The following is a 16174-nucleotide window of genomic DNA, read 5'->3' as shown; positions in this document are numbered from 1 at the left end:
ACATGACAGCTGATCCCTCGACGAGCCGCAGCCGGGCCGGTGCCTTCCGCAGGCCCGTGCCGCGGCCGTACGCGCGAGCCCGGGTGCTGCTCTTCCCGCACGGCGGCGGCAGCGCGAGCTACTACCGGTCGTGGGCCGAGTCGGCCCCCTGGGACGTCGAGTTCCTCGCGGTCCAGTACCCGGGCCGGGAGGACCGCTACTCCGAGCCGCTGCCCGCGGACATGCAGGAGCTCGCCGCCGTGCTGGCTGCCGACCTGCCGCTCGGCGGGCCGCCGCTGCCGACGGTCCTGTTCGGGCACAGCATGGGTGCCATCGTCGCCTACGAGATCGCCCGGCAACTCGAAGCGGCGGGCGAACCGGCGGCGGGGCTGGTCGTGTCCGGGCACCCCGCTCCGGCGCTGTCGCGGCCGGGCCGGGTGCACCTGGGCAGCGACGAGGAACTCGTCCAGGAGTTGCGCCGCACCGGTGCGACGAACCTCGAAATCCTCGACAACGCCTCGTTCATGGCGGCGTTCCTCCCGGTCATCAGGTCCGACTACCGGTTGAGCGAGACCTACCGGGAACTGGCCGGTCCGCGGCTGCGGAACCCGGTGACCGTGCTCTACGGCGACCAGGACACCGAGGTCGACTCGCGGGAGGCCGAGGCCTGGCGCGAGGTCACCGACGGCACCTGCGAGCTCCGCGTCTTCGCGGGCGGCCACTTCTACCTGGACGAGCACCGCGACCCGGTCGTCGAAATCCTCAAGGCGCAGGCCCGCGCGGCATCGCGGGAATCGGCGGTCGGGTGGCCGTCGACCCCGTGACCGGCCAGCCAGAACACCACCTCACGATACCGAGACGAGGGCAGTGATCACCGTGACAGTGGAAGCCACCGACCGCCGGATCGACTTCCGGATGAGTCCGAGGGACCTCATCAACATCGGAATCTTCGGCGCGCTCTACCTGGTGACGGTGGGCGTGTTCAACGCGCTCGAGTTCATCAACCCGGGGTTCACGCTGGTTTCGGTGCTGATCGGCATCGTCGCGGGCGGCGTGCCGTTCATGCTGTTCCTCACGCGGGTGCGGCACGCCGGGATGGTGACCGTGCTCGCCGTCATCGTGAGCGGCTTCATGCTCCTCATCGGCAGCCCGCCGGTCACCCTCGTGGTCGCGGTGGTGGCGGCGCTGGGCGCCGAGGCGCTGCTGCTGGCGGGGCGGTACCGCTCGCGCCGGTTCAGCGTGCTCGCCTACGCGGTGTTCAGCACCTGGTTCGTGGGGATGTTCCTGCCCATGTTCTACGCCCGGGCCGACTTCCTGACCAGCCCGTACATGAAGGAGATGGGTGCGGAGTACGTCCAGCAGCTGGACGCGCTGCTGTCCCCGGCCGTGCTGATCGCCTTCGACCTGTCCACTCTGGTCGTCGGGTTCCTCGGCGGCCTGCTGGGACTCCGGTTGCTGGACAAGCACTTCCGGAAGGCCGGGCTGGTGTGACCGGGGCGAGTCCGCAGCTGGGGTCGCTCGCCTTGGGCGAGCCGGCTCCCGCCGGTCCGGCCGGGCCCGCGCGGGGGTGGGTCCTGGACCCGCGCACCGCGGTGGTGATCCTGCTCGCCGCGAGCATCACCATCATGGCACCGGGCGGAATCTGGTTCGTCCCGGCGGCATTGGTGGCCGCGACGCTGCTGGCGATCTCCGAGCGCGCCTGGCGGCGCGCGATCGGGGTGCCGCTGGCCGCGGCGGCAGCAGCCGGCGTGGCCTTCCTGCTGCCGCTGGTCGCACCGTGGCCGGTGCTCGGTTTCATCAGCGTGATGGCCGGTTTCGCGCTGCGGTTGGTGGCGGTGGGCGGCATCGCCGTGCACCTGGCCCGGACCATCCCGCCGACCCGGTTCACCGCTGCGCTGCGGGCGGCGCGGATCCCGTCGGCCTTCACCGTGTCCGGTGCGGTGCTGCTGCGGTTCGTGCCCACGATCATCTCGGAGGCGAGGGCGGTGCACGACGCCATGCGGCTGCGCGGCCTCGGGGGCGGGCTGGCGGTGCTGCGGCATCCCGTCCGCAGCATCGAGTACTTCACGGTGCCGCTCATGGCGTCGAGCCTGCGCGCGGCGGAGGACCTCTCGGCGTCCTCGCTGCTGCGCGGGCTGGGTTCGCAACCGCGGCCGACGTCGATGCATCCGCCGCGCTTCGGGCTCCCCGACGCGGTGGCCGCGGTCGTCGTGGTGGTGCTCGGCGCGGCGACGGTCTTGTGGGGGTACGGGCATTGATCCAGCTCAAGGGCGTCCGGTGGACGTACCAGGGCGGTGAGACCGCCGTGCTCGACGGGTTGGACCTGCACGTCGGGCGCGGCGAGACGGTCGTGCTGTGCGGGCCGAGCGGATCGGGCAAGAGTTCCGCGCTGCGGCTGATGAACGGCCTCATCCCGCTGTTCCACGGTGGTTCTCTCGACGGGGACGTCCGCGTGGACGGGGAACCGATCACCGACCTCGCCCAGGTCGGGCGGGTGACGGGGACGGTGCTGCAGCATCCGCGCCGGCAGTTCTTCACCGACGCCGTCGACACCGAGCTGGCCTTCGCGCTGGAGAACTTCGGCGCGCCGCCGGAGCGCATCCGCGACCGGGTCGGCGAGGTCATCGCCGACTTCGGGCTCGCCGAGCTGGCCGGCCGGTTGCGGGAGCTCTCCGGCGGCCAGCAGCAACGGGTGGCGTGCGCGGCGGCCATCACCCACGAACCACCGGTGCTGCTGTTCGACGAGCCCACGTCCAACCTCTCCCCGCAGGGCATCGCGGACGTCACCGCGGTGCTGCGCGAACTCCAGTCGCTCGGCGCGACCCTCGTCATCGCCGAGCACCGGCTGCACTACCTGCGCGAACTCGCAGACCGCATCGTGGTGCTCCAAGACGGCCGCGTCGCCGCGGACTGGAGCCGGGACGACTTCGCCGGGCTGACCGAGGAGAAGCTGCGCGCGGAGGGGCTGCGCAGCCTCGATCCGCCGGAAAGAACCTCGGTGACAACGGCTTTCGCGCGCGGACCCAGCATTTCCCCTGGAGCAGACCGGGAAGCGGTGTCGGTGGTCGGCGAGAAGTCCGCCGCGGCAACGACATCGGGCAAGGAGAACCGTTCGGGCGTCGTGCTGCGCGACATCCGCTGTGCCTTCCGCGGACGTCGCGTGCTCGACATCGCGGAGGCGCACCTGCCCGCCGGTGCCATCACCGCCGTCACCGGCCCCAACGGCGTGGGCAAGAGCACCCTGGCCCGCATCCTGGCCGGCCTGCAGCGTCACACCGGTGAGGTGTTCCTGGACGGCCGCTCGCTGTCCCGCTCGCGGCGGCAGCGCGAGTCGGCCATCGTCATGCAGGACGTGCAGCGGCAGCTGTTCACCGACAGCGTCACCGCCGAACTCCGCCTCGGCACGGTTCCGGACCACGCCGATCACGCCGCGACCGTGCTCGCCGACCTCGACCTGGACGGCCTCGGCGACCGGCACCCGCTGTCGCTGTCCGGCGGTCAGCAGCAACGCCTGGTGGTGGCCGCGGTCCGGCTCAGCGGCCGCCGCGTGGTCATCTTCGACGAGCCCAGCTCCGGCGTCGACCGCCGCCACCTGCAGTCGATGACGCGGACGATGCGCGATGTCGCCGCGGGCGGCGCGGTGGTCGTCCTCATCAGCCACGACGCCGACCTGCTCGCGCTGGCCGCGGACCAAGAGCTGTGCCTGCGCCCGGTCCAGTGACCGCTGCTGTCCGGGGGTTGCCTCAGTCGTGGGCTTCGGAGCGCTGCGGCAGCAGCCCGTCGACGATCGCCGCCAGACCCTCCCGGTGGGTGTCCCGGGCGTTGAGCTCGGCCCAGCGGTCGGCGACGGCGGCGAGCTGCGGGTGGGTACCGCTGGTCAGGCCGGCGATGACCTCGTCCTCGTAGACCGGGTGCGAAGCGCGGGCGCGACGGCGCTTGCTGTTCACGCGGATGATCAGATCGCCGACGATGTAGTACCAGATCGTGCGGTAGACGTAGACGGCCTGCTCCGGGCTGTGGCCGTACTCCACGGCCGCGTCGATCATGACCTCGACGAACCAGAGCGAGGACGGGGCGATGAGGTCGTCGCCGGTCAGCACGTCGATGATCCACAGCCGCTCGGCGAGCAGGTCGTAGAGCATGACCGCCGTTGTGACGAGCCGTTCCCGGGGGTCGTCGGGGAGTTGCGGGCGGGGGATGCGCTGGGCGTGCATCTCCATCACGAGCAGCAGCAGCTCGTCCTTGTCGCGCACGTGGTAGTACAGCGCCATCGGTGTGCTGCCCAGCTCGTTCGCCAGGTGCCGCATTGACAGCTTCTCCGCGCCCTCGGAGTGCAGGATGCGGTCCGCCGCGGTGATGATCGCCTCCAGCGACAAACGCGGTGGCCTGCCGACGTTTTTCGGGCGCGGGACCTCTGTGGGCATCTAGCTGACCTCCACCACTCGAGCCACGGCGCCCTGCCGGCGTGAATTCAATCCGCCGTGCACTGATTGTCCTGACAACAATATTCTAGCAAACGGGAGGCAGATCGTTCGCCTGGTGGGCGGGGTGTCGGCGGACAATTGTGGAAGTGGCGGTGCCGATTCCGAAACAGCCCGGTCCAGGTCGGCGAACGTGCAAAATTCACAAGGTGGCCGGGTGAAACGAACATTGCCCGGCGCGCCATTCGGTTGGTAATGTCGCGGTATTCGTACGGTTCGTACCTGTCGGGAAACGGTCGACTCAATTTAATGCGCGCACTCGTGCGCGGTGTTGGATCGCCTTGCCCGCGGTGACGCGCTCCGGTCCGGAGCTCGCGCCGCGGCGGGGTCAGCTGGTCTTGTCGACGTCGTGACGGGATCTTGGTGGCATCGATCGGCGGAAGTGGTCGCTGCGCCGGTGCGAGCCGTTGCGCGCGGGACCGAGCGCCAGCCCGGCGGAAGCCGGGTGAAGCTTCGCCCGGCGCGGTTCATCGCGAGCGGGTCGGGCCGGCTGCACCTCCAGAACCGCCCGCAGTGATCGTCCCGGGATCGCCGTGCGGTCGCGACGCGTGTCGGAAACGCATGCGGGAAACGAGGTTGTGAGATGTGCGGGATTGCGGGCTGGGTGTCGTTCGACGCCGATCTGACGCATCGGGGTGACGCGCTCGACGCGATGACCGGGACGATGTCCTGTCGCGGACCGGACTCGGGCGGTACGTACCTGCGCACCCACGTCGGACTGGGGCACCGGCGCCTGGCCGTGATCGACCTGCCCGGCGGCACGCAGCCGATGAGCGAGCGCACCCCGGCAGGCGATGTCGTCCTGGTGTACTCGGGGGAGGTCTACAACTTCCAGGAACTGCGCGATCGGCTCAAGGACCTCGGGCACGCGTTCCGGACGGACAGCGACACCGAGGTGGTGCTCCGCAGCTACCTGGAGTGGGGCGAGAGCTTCGTCGACCACCTCGACGGGATGTACGCGTTCGCCATCTGGGACGAGCGCGACCAGAAGCTGGTCCTGGTGCGCGACCGCATGGGGATCAAGCCGCTCTTCTACCACCCGACGCCGGACGGCGTGCTGTTCGGTTCCGAACCGAAGGCCGTCCTGGCGAATCCGCTGGTGCGCAAGGTGGTCGACACCGACGGGCTGCGAGAGCTGTTCGCGCAGACCAAGACTCCCGGCTGGGCGCTGTGGAAGGGCTTGCACGAGATGCTGCCCGGCACGCTGATCACGGTGTCCCGCAACGGGATCCAGCAGCGGACCTACTGGCGCCTGAGCGCGGCCGAGCACACCGACGGCCAGGAAGACACCGTGGCGCGCGTGCGGGAGCTGCTCACCGGCATCATCGACCGGCAGCTGATCTCCGACGTGCCGCAGTGCGTGCTGCTCTCGGGTGGGCTGGATTCCAGCGCCATCACCGGTTTCGCGGCGGAGCGGCTGGCGCTGCGCGGTGAGCAGGTGCGCAGCTTCTCGGTGGACTTCGTCGGCCAGGAGGAGAACTTCGTCCCCGACGAGATGCGCGAAACTCCCGACTCGCCGTTCGTGCGGGACGTCGTGGAGCACGTGGGGTCCTCGCACCGGGACGTGGTGCTCGACCCCGCCGAGCTCTCGGATCCGGCGGTGCGGCGCGCGGCCGTCGCGGCCCGGGACATCCCGAATGGCTTCGGTGATCTCGACAATTCCCTCTACCTGCTGTTCAAGGCGATCCGGGAGCACTCGACGGTGGCGCTGTCGGGGGAGTCGGCCGACGAGGTGTTCGGCGGGTACCCCTGGTTGCACCGCGAAGCGGCGGCCGCTTCCGACACCTTCCCGTGGATGACGGTGATCCCGCCGCTGAGCCTGGAGGGCCGCACCGATCACGTCGAGCCCGGCCTGCGCGAGCGGCTCGACGTGCGGACCTACACCGCCGACCAGTACGCCACGGCGCTCGCCGAGGTCGAGCACCTCGACGGCGAGTCCGAGCTGGACAGGCGCATGCGCACCACGTTCCACCTGCACCTGACGCGTTTCGTGCGCTCCCTGCTGGACCGCAAGGACCGGTTGTCGATGGCGGTCGGTCTCGAAGTGCGGGTGCCCTTCTGCAACCACCGGCTGGTGGAGTACGTCTACAACGCGCCGTGGTCGCTGAAGACGTTCGACGGCCGGGAGAAGAGCCTGCTGCGCCACGCCGCGGCGCACGTGATGCCCCGCTCGGTGGTGGAACGGGTTAAGAGCCCGTTCCCGTCGACGCAGAACCCCGGCTACGCGGCGATCCTCCAGCAGCAGGTGAAGGAACTGGTCGCCGATCCGGGTTCGCAGGTCTTCGCGCTGATCGACCGGCTCTGGGCGCAGCAGGCCGTGGCGCAGGACCCGGCGCGGATGTCGGTCGCCATGCGGGGCGCGCTGGAGCGGGTGCTCGACGTGCACACCTGGCTGGAGCTGCACTCTCCGGAACTCCAGCTGGACTGATCGCGCCATGCCCGTGCGTTCAACTGGCACATCGCGTCCGCTCGTCGTCAGGGGCGAGCGGACGGATGCGGCATCGCGGGTGGCGCGCCGGCGGGCTTCGCCGGCCGCCGCCCGCGAGCTCGGCCTCCCGTCACGTGCCCGGTCGGAACCGGCCGGAAGCCCGCGGCGGGGGACCCGCGGAATGCTCCGGACGCTCCTGCCCGGGTCGATCCGACCTGCTCCCGGGCGGGAGCGCGGCGATCTGCCGTTGATCCCCGCGCCGACCGGCTCGCCATTCCGGATTTCGACCGGAATGGGAATCAGTGCTTCGAACGAATTTCCAGCGATTTCCAGAACGCAATTTCGCAATTCGCCGCAGCGGTCGTCCCGGAATTCAGATCCAGTTCAAATTCCGCGCGATGAGCAGAGCGTCTATGCGATTGCGCGCACCCAGTTTCGCGACCACGGAGGAGACGTAGTTCCGCACGGTTCCCTCGGAGAGGTGCAACCGGGCGGCGATCTCGCCCACGGTGTCACCACGGGCGACGTGCTCGAGAACGGCGAACTCCCGCGAGCTCAGCGGGCATCCCTCGTTCCCCAGCGCGGCGACCGTCAATTCCGGGTCGAACACCCGCTCGCCCCGGTACACCCGGAGGATCGCGTCGAAGAACTGGCGCGGTGGGGCGCTCCGCTGCACCATGCCGTCGATGCCGCTGGTGAAGGCCTGGCGGACGATCGACCTGCTGAACGCGGTGGACAGCAGCAGGCTCCGGCACTCCGGGAGGCTCGCGATCTTCTCGGCAATTGCTATCGCATCGTTGTCCGGTCCTTCGAAGCTTATGATCGCGACATCCGGTCGATGCTTCTCGGCGAACTCCAGCGCATCGAGACCACCCTCGACCGCGCTGACAACTCGCATCTCCTCGTTTTGCTCGAGTAAGGCAGTGAGTCCGAGGCGCGACAGTTGCAGGTCGTCGGACACCATAACGTCGATTTCCACTAGAAGCCCCCAGGGAACTCGCCCGAGTTGGATCATGTGAGTCGGCCTTATCATACGTGTACGAAATGGCGAGTCAATCCCCAATCCACGACCCGGATTGAGTAGCCGATCGGCTCGTTGGTCGAGAGTCCCTGCTTCCGTTCGGGCGAGTCCCGCGGTACCGGGATCCGGTGGTGAGGTCGCCCTTCGTCCCGGCTTTTGCGCAGGTCCTCGCGCTGTTGGCGCCGGGTGCGCGGAAGCTCCGTTCCACGACAGGAACGAAGTCGCACCGGGGTCGAGTTGTCCGCGCTGTCGGGGTTGAGATCGGGGTTCGGTGAAAGATTTGGGAAAGCTTCTGGGCTCCGGCTAACAGAAGAGTTTTCACTTTCACTCATCTCCCGTTCATCGCCGACTATTCATCCGGTCGCCGCCCGGCGGCGGACGCGGGAGGCGAGGAACGGTGCCCGGGCGGGCCGACCCCGGACGTGAATGCGGCGCCGGCGGGCCGGAGGCCCTGCGCGGCGCCGCGAGGTGTCGTGCTTATCCGAAGGGAACCGGCTTCGCGCCGCGCTCCGGGCTCAGCACGGCAGCCAGCTCGTCGAGGACCAGGCGGGCGCACGTGGATGCCGCAGGCACGATGTCCTGCATCAGGAAATAGCCGTGGACCAGGCCGGGTCCCGGCACGTGGCGGACCGGTACCCCGGTGGCGCGCAACTTCTCGGCCAGTTCCACCCCCTCGTCGTGGAGCGGGTCGAACTCGGCGGTGGCGATCACCGTCGGCGGCAGGTTCCGGAGGTCGGCGTTGAGCAGGTCGACCGCCGGGTCGCTGCGCCGCCGCGGATCGGGGAGGTACTGGTCGTAGTGGCAGGCCAGATCGTCCACGCTCAGCAGATACCCCTCGGCGCACGCGGAGTTCGACGCGAACCGCAGGGTTGGATCCACCACCGGGTAGATCAGCAGCTGGCCGGCGAACTCGACGTCGCCGGTGTCGCGGGCGTCGAGCGCGACGCCGAGTGCCATGTTCGCTCCCGCGCTGTCGCCGGCGATCACGTGATCCCGCCCGGGGAAGCACCGGGAGGTCCAGCGGGCTGCGGTCATCGCGTCGTGCAGCGGCGTGGGGTAGGGGAACTCCGGCGCGCGCCGGTAGTCGACCGAGACGACCACGGCGCCCAGCGACAGCGCCGCGGTGCGGCAGGCCCAGTCGTGGCTGTCGACGTCGCCGAGCGACCACCCGCCGCCGTGCAAGTAGGTCAGGACCCGGCCCTCGTCGGACTCCGGTGTGTACACCCGGACCCGGAACGACGATCCGTCGGCGCTGTCGACCGTCCGGTCCGCCGTGGACACGGCCGCGTGCGGGCCGCCGCCCGCCGAGCGGGGGCGGATCGCGTTGCGCAGGTACCGCTCGCGGGCTTCCTCGACGGTCAGCTCCCGGACCGGGGTCGGCGGACCGTCGGCGCGCTGCCACTTGATGAGGTTGTGCAGCATCCGGTCCAAAGGCATCGCAGCTCTCCTGGCTAGCTCGGTTGTCGGTCGCGCCGGTCCGGCCGGACACCGCGGCATGACCGCTGAAGGGGCACCGCGCCCGGAGATCCGGCTGCCGGTGGATCGGCGGCTCGCCGCGCCGGCGCGGGTGCGGAGCGAATGGTGGTCCCGCTCGCGCGGCGGACGGAATGCTACCGGTATCCGGAAATACTGTGCTAGATAACAGAGGTGACTGCCGGTCGTTTATTTCTCCAAGCGGTGGATGTGAAACGCACGGGTACGCGTGCAAAAATAATCTATGGTGGCGCCGACGGCTGCTGCTAGGCTGGATCGCGTTCCGCTGATTCGGGTGGATGGCTCGCGCGGAGCGTTCTCGTTAACCAGATCGATCGCGGTGGCCCCCGAAAGTCGTTCGGCGGTGTCGCGGCGATGGCAGGCGCCGGACGGTCGGCGCGGTCGTGCTGCTCGGGGAGATTGACTGTGGCGCACCAAGCGATATCCCAGGACACCCTATGGGAGAAAGTGGCGAAATCCATCGAATTCATTCCGGCTGAATATTCCAGCAGGGTTCAGCCGGAATCCGTGGCGCGGGAAATGCTGCGCTGCGAATCGGTGGAGATCGACCGGCTCGTCGATGCGGGACTGCCCTTCGAGGAACGATCGGGAGTGCGTCATTTCGACGCGAACGATCTGTACAACCTCGGCATGTACTCGAACAAGGGGAACACGCAGCCGGAGCTGGCGTTCCGCATGCTCTTCCGGTTCGCCGGGCGTCCGGTGGACGCGCTGCTGCGGGAGAAGTCGTGGGACTTCAAGGTCCAGCTGGAGTGCGTCGACTGCGCCGGGGTCGCGCCCTGGCACTTCGAAGCGCCGGACGTCGCCCGGTACGGCGGACGCGCCGAGGTCGCAACGACGCCGCAGCCGAGTTCGGGATCGGCCGAGTACGCCGCGACGATCACCACGACCGGCGCGCGCACACCGATCGTCTCGCCGGTGCTGCGGCAGCTGACCCAGGACTACCTCGACGCCGGCTACCGCTGGCAGATGATCCCCGTTCCGATGCAGGCCGATTACCAGCTGGTGCACTCCCTCGGCGCGACCAGCTGCATCGCGGCGAGCCTGTTCCTGGCCGAGCGCTTCCGGTCGGCCGGGTACCGGGCCGAGGCCAAGCGGGGCTGGTTCTGCGGTGTGCTCGGCGGTGCCCTCGACCTGCCGCACGCGTGCGTGGAGGTCGAGGACGACGACGGCGCGGTCCGGACGGTCGACATCGCCAAGTCCCAGCTGGCCGCGCGGCTGTCGGCGGACACGGCGGACTTCCAGGAGCTGTGCCTCGGGTCGGTCTACAACAAGGTGATTCCGTCCACCGCTTCCGGCAACGCCTCATTCGGTCACCACGAATGCGGTTCGCAGACGCCGGCGCAGGTGCGTGCGGACATTCGGTCGGCGCGTTGAAGAACCCACTTTCGGGGAAGGACGAGTAACAACAATGGCAGCAACCATCGAGCCGGTCGTGCTGGAGCTGGACCGGTTGGAGCAGATGGCCGAGTCGGGCTACTACAACCCGTACACGATGTTCGACTGGCCCGAGTCCATCGAACCCGGCATGCCGTGGATGAGCGAGAGCCTCACCACGCTGGCGGGCACGCCGATGTGGGACGAGCTGACCCGCGAGCAGCAGATCGAGCTGACCAAGTACGAGGCGATCAACTTCTTCAGCCTCAACATCCACGGCATCCGCGAGCTGATGAGCGAAGTCGTGATGCGCATCCACGAGCGGACCTACGCCAACGTCTCGGAATTCCTCCACCACTTCATCGGTGAGGAGAACGAGCACATGTGGTTCTTCGCGCAGTTCTGCCTGCGCTACGGCGGCAAGCTCTACCCGGCGCAGCCGACGCTGAAGGCCGACTCGGTCGACCACCTCTCGGAGGTGGCGCGCGAGATGATCGTGTTCGCGCGGATCCTGATCTTCGAGGAGATCGTCGACTACTACAACGCGCACATGGCGACCGACCAGACGCTGCCGCACATCGCCCGCGAGATCAACCGGGTGCACCACCAGGACGAGAGCCGGCACGTGGCGTTCGGCCGGATGATCTTCGTGAAGCTGCTGGAGCAGGTGGCCAAGCGCGACCCGGACGAGGTGCCGGTGGTCGCCGAATACCTCGAGAACTACCTGCAGTACAGCATCGGCACCCTCTACAACCCCGCCGCCTACCGGGATGCGGGCATCCCGGACGCGCTGGCGCTGCGGCGGCGCGCGCTGGCGCACCCGGCCCGGATCGAGGCGCACGACCAGGTGCTGAAGCGGACCCGGAAGTTCCTGACCAAGTCCGGCGTCGGCCGGGAAGTGATCAAGTCATGACCGACCCGATGGAGGCGGTCCGGGAGTTCATCCGGGAGCGCAACCCCAAGCTCGGCGAGCTGCCCGCCGATCTGGACCTGATCGACAGCCGGGCCATCAACTCGCTGGCCTTCGTCGAGTTCATCTTCCTGCTGGAGGAGCTGACCGGGGATTCGATCGATCCGGAAGACCTGGATCTGGACGACTTCCGGACCCTCAACGCGATCGCAGCCCGGTTCTTCGATCAGAAAGCAGCGCTATGACCATCGCGACCGACAACGGACTGAGCGTCCTCGACGGCGGCCAACTCCGCTTGCTGCGGGCCATCGACGCCGTGTTCCTGAGCTTCGCCGACCGCTGGGACGTGCCGGAGTTCCGGTACCCGCACCTGGTCCGCAGCCAGGACCTCGACAAGTTCGACTACTACGACAACTTCCCGCACCTGGGGCTGGCCGCCGCCCGGCTCGACCCGGCACGGCTCGGTGCCGCGCTGGCCGAGGCGCAGCGGCCGGTCGACCGGATCCCGACCGAGGTGATGGAGCCGTCCGCGTTCGCGCTGCCGTCGGCGGCGTGCTACGCGATCTACGCCGACCTCGCCGGTTCGACGCTGCCCGCGGACGGGACGATGCGCTGCACCGTCGCGACGTGCTTCCGCAACGAGGACCACTACGACGGTTTGCAGCGGCTGCACGGCTTCTCCATGCGCGAGATCGTCTGCATCGGACCGGAGGAACGCGCCAAGCAGCACCTGGCCCGGGCCAAGGAGGCCGTGACGGCCCTGTGCGCCGAGCTCGGGCTGGAGGTGAAGCTCGCAGTCGCCACCGACCCGTTCTTCGACAGGAACAGCGGCAAGGCGAAGATGCAGAAGCTGTTCCCGGTGAAGGAGGAGTTCGTCGTCGACGGCCTGGCCATCGGCTCGGTCAACTACCACCGGAACTTCTTCGGCGAGCGCTGCGCCATCCAGGCCGGTGGCGACACGGCGCACACCAGCTGCCTGGCCTTCGGCCTGGAGCGGTGGGTGCACACCCTGACCGAGCGGTTCGGCAGCACCGACGCCGCGCTGTCCGCGGTCGAGGGCCTGGGCTGATGCGTGCCACGGCGGCCGAGGTGCTCGGCATCGAGGTGAGCCTGCTGCAGTCGGGCATGGGCGGGGTCGCCGGGCCGGAGCTGGCCTGCGCGGTGTCCAACGCGGGCGCCGCGGGCTGCGCGGGCGGCTACAAGCTGGTCGGCGAACAGCTGTCGGCCATGCTCGCCCGGCTGACCTCCGGCACCGATCGGCCGGTCGGGGTGAACCTGATCCCGGAGGTGGTCGGGCCGGACGAGCTCGACCAGCAGGTGGCGCAGGTGCTCGACGAGACGCCACCGCGGGTGCACCTGTCGCTGTTCGGCCTGCCCGGCGATGCGGTGTTCGACCGGATCGCCGCGGCGGGCAGGCAGCTCGTCGTCCAGGTCGGAACCGTGGACGAGGGCGTGCGCGCGGCCGAGCGGGGCGCCGTGGTCGTCGTGCAGGGGATCGAGGCCGGCGGCCACCTCCTCGGCGAGTCCAGCCGGGACGAGCTGGTCGCCGAGCTGCGCGAGAAGGTGCCTGCCGCCTGCCTCGTGGCCGCGGGCGGGATCGGCTCGCCGGAGCAGGCGAGCCGGGCGCTCGCGGCCGGGGCCGACGGCGTGCTGCTGGGCACGGCGTTCGTCGCCACGCGCGAATCGCGGGCGCACGCCTACTTCAAGGAAGCGATCACCGCCGCCGACGCGGTCGACACGGTGATCACCGATGTCTACGAGATCGGGTGGCCGGGGCGGCGGCATCGCGTGCTGGCGACGGCCGTCACCAGCGATCCGCAGCAGCCCGCGAAGTTCATCGGCAAGACGGTGGTCGAGGGCAAGCCGTACCTGGTGCCGCGGTTCAGCTCCGCGGTGCCGACCGATGCGACCAGCGGCCGCATCGAGGAGATGGCGATGTACTGCGGCCTGTCCTGCGCCGCTGTTTCCGGCGAACCGACGGCGGCCGAGGTCGTCGCCGAGTTCGCCGGGGTCCTGCCGCGGACCGGGGCCTAGATCGAGGAGAGAGCGGAATCCGATGTCAGCCGGTGCAGAACACGACGCGGCGACCGGAGCCCGGCAACGCACTCGTGCGCTGCCGGGCGACCTGCTGTTCAGCGGGGACCGCTCCGTTCGCGGTGTACCGGGAACCGCGTCGCTGCGCGGGTGAAGGGCGCTGCCGGTGAGCGTCGAGCTGGAAGTCCCCGCCGCAGCTGGAGCCGTGGTCGAATGGCGCCAGGTGCGGCCGCCGCGCGGACCGCGCGAGCAGTCCGCGGCCGGGCGGCGGGCGGCTTCGGCGGCGCTGGCCGCTGCCGGATCGGCCGATCGGGCCGTGCCCCGCGCGCCCGATGGACGACCGCGCTTCCCGTCGGGGTTCCCCGGTTCGATCTCGCACACCGAGAGCGTGGCGGTCGCGGTGGTGGTTCCCGGCGCCGCCTCGGTCGGTGTCGACGTGGAGAGCGCGGACATCGGGCCTCGCGTGACCGCGTTCGTGCTTCGTGCGCGGGAGCGGCGGATGCTGCTCCCGCCGGCGGGGGAGTACACCCCGCGCGAGCTGTTCGCCGCGAAGGAAGCGGCTTTCAAGGCCATGAGCGGCCTCGGCGTCGCGGGCGAGTTCCTGTTCTGGCAGGCCGAACTCAGCCCGGCTGGTGGCGAGCTGATCGCGTCCTACCGCGACGCGCAGGTGCGGGTGCAGGTCCGCTCGTCGGCGGAGCTCTCGTTCGCCCTGGCGATCCGGTGGTGATGCGCCCGATTCGCCGAGGGGGCGACGTCGGTTCCGCCCTGATTCTCGCCGCCATTGGGGAACTGTTTCCGCTCACCGAGGGGAAGTGCGCATGTCCGACCAGTTCGATGACTCCCGCCGGGACCACCTGGCGCGGTGCGGCGACGAGGAGCGGTGCTCGCTCCGTCCGCCGGGCGTCGAAGCGCCCGCAGATCGGCGGATCTCGCACGCCGCGACGGTCGCGGATGGGGGAGTGGCGGCGTGATCGGCAGACCCGGCCGGGTGCGGACCGCGCTCGGGGTGGCCGCGGGCCTCGCGGCGCTCGCGGCCATGGTGCCCCTGTGGGCAGCGACCGAATCGCACGCCGTGGACTCCGTCACCCGCTTCCTCATCGCGGTCGCGGTGATCCTGGTGACCTGCCAGGCGCTGGCCGCGCTGGCCCGCCGGTTCCACCAGCCCTCGGTGCTCGGCGAGATGGTCGGCGGCCTGCTGCTGGGGCCTTCCCTGCTCGGTGCGCTGTGGCCGGAGGGCGGAGCGCTGCTGTTCCCGCCGCCGGTGCTCGAAGGACTCGACAAGATGGCGCAGCTCGGACTCGTCGTCTTCGTCTTCCTGCTGGGCTGCGAACTGCGCACCGACCGGATCGAGCGCAAGGGCGTGGTGGGCGCGGCAGTGGTCGGCGGCATGGCGCTGCCGTGCGCCGCGGGCATGGGCATCGTGTTCGTCACCGGCGATCTGTTCGCCGGCACGAGCGATGCGCCGGTGGAGACGATGCTGTTCGTCGGGCTGGCCATGGCGGTGACGGCGCTGCCCGTGCTGGCGCGGCTCCTCGCCGATCTGAAGCTGGAGCGGACGAGCATCGGCGCGTTGTCGCTGTCGGCCGCCGCGATCGGTGACGGCCTGCTCTGGTTGAGCCTGGCGTTCCTGCTGGCCGGGCAGGGTGCGAGCGGTCACGGCCTGCGGATCGTGCTGCTGGCGACCGCGCTGGTGATCGTCACGGCGCTGTGCGTTCGTCCGCTGCTCGCGGTGCTGGTGCGCAAGCTCGGGTCGAACCAGTCGCTGGCGGTGGTGCTCGTCGCGGGGGCGATCGGCTATTCCGCGCTGACGCAGGCGATCGAGCTGCACCCGGTCGTCGGCGCCTTCCTGTTCGGCGTCGCGGTTCCGCGCGACTCGCCGGCCGTGGAGCGGATCAGCGAGCAGCTGGAGGGCTTCACGCTGATCGTCCTGCTGCCCGTGTTCTTCGCCGGGGTCGGGCTGAAAGCCTCGGTGGGGCTGCTGGGCACCTCGCCGCTCGCCTGGTTGGTGCTGCTGGTTGTGCTGGTGGCGGCCGTGGTGACCAAGCTGGTCGGCGCGGGTGGCGCGGTCCGCTTGGCCGGAATGCCTGCGGCGGAGGCGTTGCGGTTCGGGGTGCTGATGAACTGCCGCGGCGTGACCGAGCTGGTGGTGCTGACCATCGGTCACGAGGCCGGCCTGATCAACCAGCTGGCGTACACCATCCTCGTGCTGGTCGCGGTGATCACGACGGCGGCCACCGGGCCGCTGGTGCGCTGGTCGATGCGGCGCAGCACGGACTTCGGCACCGCGCTGCCGATCCCGACACCGCCTCCTGTCGGCGCTGGAACCCGAGCGGAGGGCCCGAGAGGGGAGTGAAGGGAGCGCCACTCCCGGCCGACGCGGTCGGGACATTGGTCGCCAGCTGAACCGGGTTGCCGGGGGAACCTGCGGTGGTGCCTCACCGCAGGTTCCC

The 16174-nt window shown here is 69.9% G+C and carries 16 protein-coding genes; 13 read left to right on the top strand and 3 right to left on the bottom strand.

Annotated features, from left to right (window positions below):
* Nucleotides 1-2: 2 nt before the first annotated feature.
* The 4 genes from ATL45_RS36505 to ATL45_RS36490 are packed head-to-tail and all read left to right on the top strand — an operon-like array spanning nt 3 to nt 3700.
* Nucleotides 3-803 (top strand): thioesterase II family protein, encoded by an 801-nt coding sequence (locus ATL45_RS36505; RefSeq protein ID WP_177242002.1) that lies wholly within the window; start codon nt 3-5, stop codon nt 801-803.
* 43 nt (nt 804-846) lie between these two features.
* Entirely contained in the window at nt 847-1470 is a 624-nt protein-coding gene (locus ATL45_RS36500) for an MptD family putative ECF transporter S component (protein ID WP_211841381.1), read from the top strand.
* Nucleotides 1471-1502: 32 nt separating this feature from the next.
* Entirely contained in the window at nt 1503-2237 is a 735-nt protein-coding gene (locus tag ATL45_RS36495; RefSeq protein WP_211841380.1) for an energy-coupling factor transporter transmembrane component T, read from the top strand.
* Nucleotides 2234-3700 carry an ABC transporter ATP-binding protein gene (locus ATL45_RS36490; protein ID WP_093154523.1) on the top strand — a complete coding sequence of 489 codons (1467 nt, stop codon included), beginning with the start codon at nt 2234-2236 and terminating at the stop codon, nt 3698-3700. Before ATL45_RS36495 ends, ATL45_RS36490 begins: the two co-directional genes overlap by 4 nt.
* A gap of 22 nt (nt 3701-3722) precedes the next feature.
* Here the strand turns inward: ATL45_RS36490 and ATL45_RS36485 are convergent, their stop codons facing one another.
* Nucleotides 3723-4403, bottom strand: a complete 681-nt coding sequence (locus tag ATL45_RS36485) for a TetR/AcrR family transcriptional regulator (protein WP_093154526.1) — start codon at nt 4401-4403, stop codon at nt 3723-3725.
* A 640-nt stretch (nt 4404-5043) separates the two neighbouring features.
* On the opposite strand from ATL45_RS36485, the gene asnB reads away from it, so the two are divergent.
* Nucleotides 5044-6888, top strand: coding sequence for an asparagine synthase (glutamine-hydrolyzing) (asnB, locus tag ATL45_RS36480; RefSeq protein ID WP_093154528.1), 1845 nt, complete (start codon nt 5044-5046; stop codon nt 6886-6888).
* Nucleotides 6889-7261: 373 nt separating this feature from the next.
* Here asnB and ATL45_RS36475 read toward each other — a convergent pair whose 3' ends face one another.
* Both ATL45_RS36475 and ATL45_RS36470 read right to left on the bottom strand, forming a co-directional pair.
* Nucleotides 7262-7867 carry a response regulator transcription factor gene (locus ATL45_RS36475; RefSeq protein ID WP_170210454.1) on the bottom strand — a complete coding sequence of 202 codons (606 nt, stop codon included), beginning with the start codon at nt 7865-7867 and terminating at the stop codon, nt 7262-7264.
* 519 nt (nt 7868-8386) lie between these two features.
* A complete protein-coding gene (locus ATL45_RS36470) occupies nt 8387-9346 on the bottom strand; it encodes an alpha/beta hydrolase (protein ID WP_170210453.1) in 960 nt (319 codons plus the stop codon).
* A 576-nt stretch (nt 9347-9922) separates the two neighbouring features.
* Between ATL45_RS36470 and ATL45_RS36465 the strand changes: the two genes are divergently transcribed.
* The 8 genes from ATL45_RS36465 (at nt 9923) to ATL45_RS36435 (ending at nt 16077) form a co-directional block, all read left to right on the top strand.
* Nucleotides 9923-10780, top strand: coding sequence for a hypothetical protein (locus ATL45_RS36465; RefSeq protein WP_093154536.1), 858 nt, complete (start codon nt 9923-9925; stop codon nt 10778-10780).
* 34 nt (nt 10781-10814) lie between these two features.
* Nucleotides 10815-11693: a diiron oxygenase gene (locus ATL45_RS36460; protein WP_093154539.1), complete on the top strand. Its 879-nt coding sequence runs from the start codon at nt 10815-10817 to the stop codon at nt 11691-11693.
* Nucleotides 11690-11935 carry a RidA family protein gene (locus ATL45_RS36455; protein ID WP_235863690.1) on the top strand — a complete coding sequence of 82 codons (246 nt, stop codon included), beginning with the start codon at nt 11690-11692 and terminating at the stop codon, nt 11933-11935. Before ATL45_RS36460 ends, ATL45_RS36455 begins: the two co-directional genes overlap by 4 nt.
* Nucleotides 11932-12759, top strand: a complete 828-nt coding sequence (locus ATL45_RS36450; RefSeq protein WP_093154541.1) for an aminoacyl--tRNA ligase-related protein — start codon at nt 11932-11934, stop codon at nt 12757-12759. The genes ATL45_RS36455 and ATL45_RS36450 overlap by 4 nt, the downstream gene beginning before the upstream one ends.
* Nucleotides 12759-13724 (top strand): NAD(P)H-dependent flavin oxidoreductase, encoded by a 966-nt coding sequence (locus tag ATL45_RS36445; protein ID WP_093154544.1) that lies wholly within the window; start codon nt 12759-12761, stop codon nt 13722-13724. Before ATL45_RS36450 ends, ATL45_RS36445 begins: the two co-directional genes overlap by 1 nt.
* A gap of 166 nt (nt 13725-13890) precedes the next feature.
* Nucleotides 13891-14451 carry a 4'-phosphopantetheinyl transferase superfamily protein gene (locus ATL45_RS36440; RefSeq protein WP_170210452.1) on the top strand — a complete coding sequence of 187 codons (561 nt, stop codon included), beginning with the start codon at nt 13891-13893 and terminating at the stop codon, nt 14449-14451.
* Between the two features lie 91 nt (nt 14452-14542).
* On the top strand, nt 14543-14695 hold the full coding sequence (locus ATL45_RS39205; protein WP_170210451.1) for a hypothetical protein: 153 nt from the start codon (nt 14543-14545) through the stop codon (nt 14693-14695).
* The gene (locus tag ATL45_RS36435) at nt 14692-16077 is read left to right on the top strand and encodes a cation:proton antiporter (protein ID WP_246025747.1); all 1386 of its coding nucleotides are present in this window, start codon (nt 14692-14694) and stop codon (nt 16075-16077) included. Before ATL45_RS39205 ends, ATL45_RS36435 begins: the two co-directional genes overlap by 4 nt.
* Nucleotides 16078-16174 lie beyond the last annotated feature (97 nt).

The organism is Saccharopolyspora antimicrobica (assembly GCF_003635025.1).
Classification (GTDB): domain Bacteria; phylum Actinomycetota; class Actinomycetes; order Mycobacteriales; family Pseudonocardiaceae; genus Saccharopolyspora; species Saccharopolyspora antimicrobica.
This window is presented reverse-complemented; position numbering and strand designations above follow the sequence as displayed.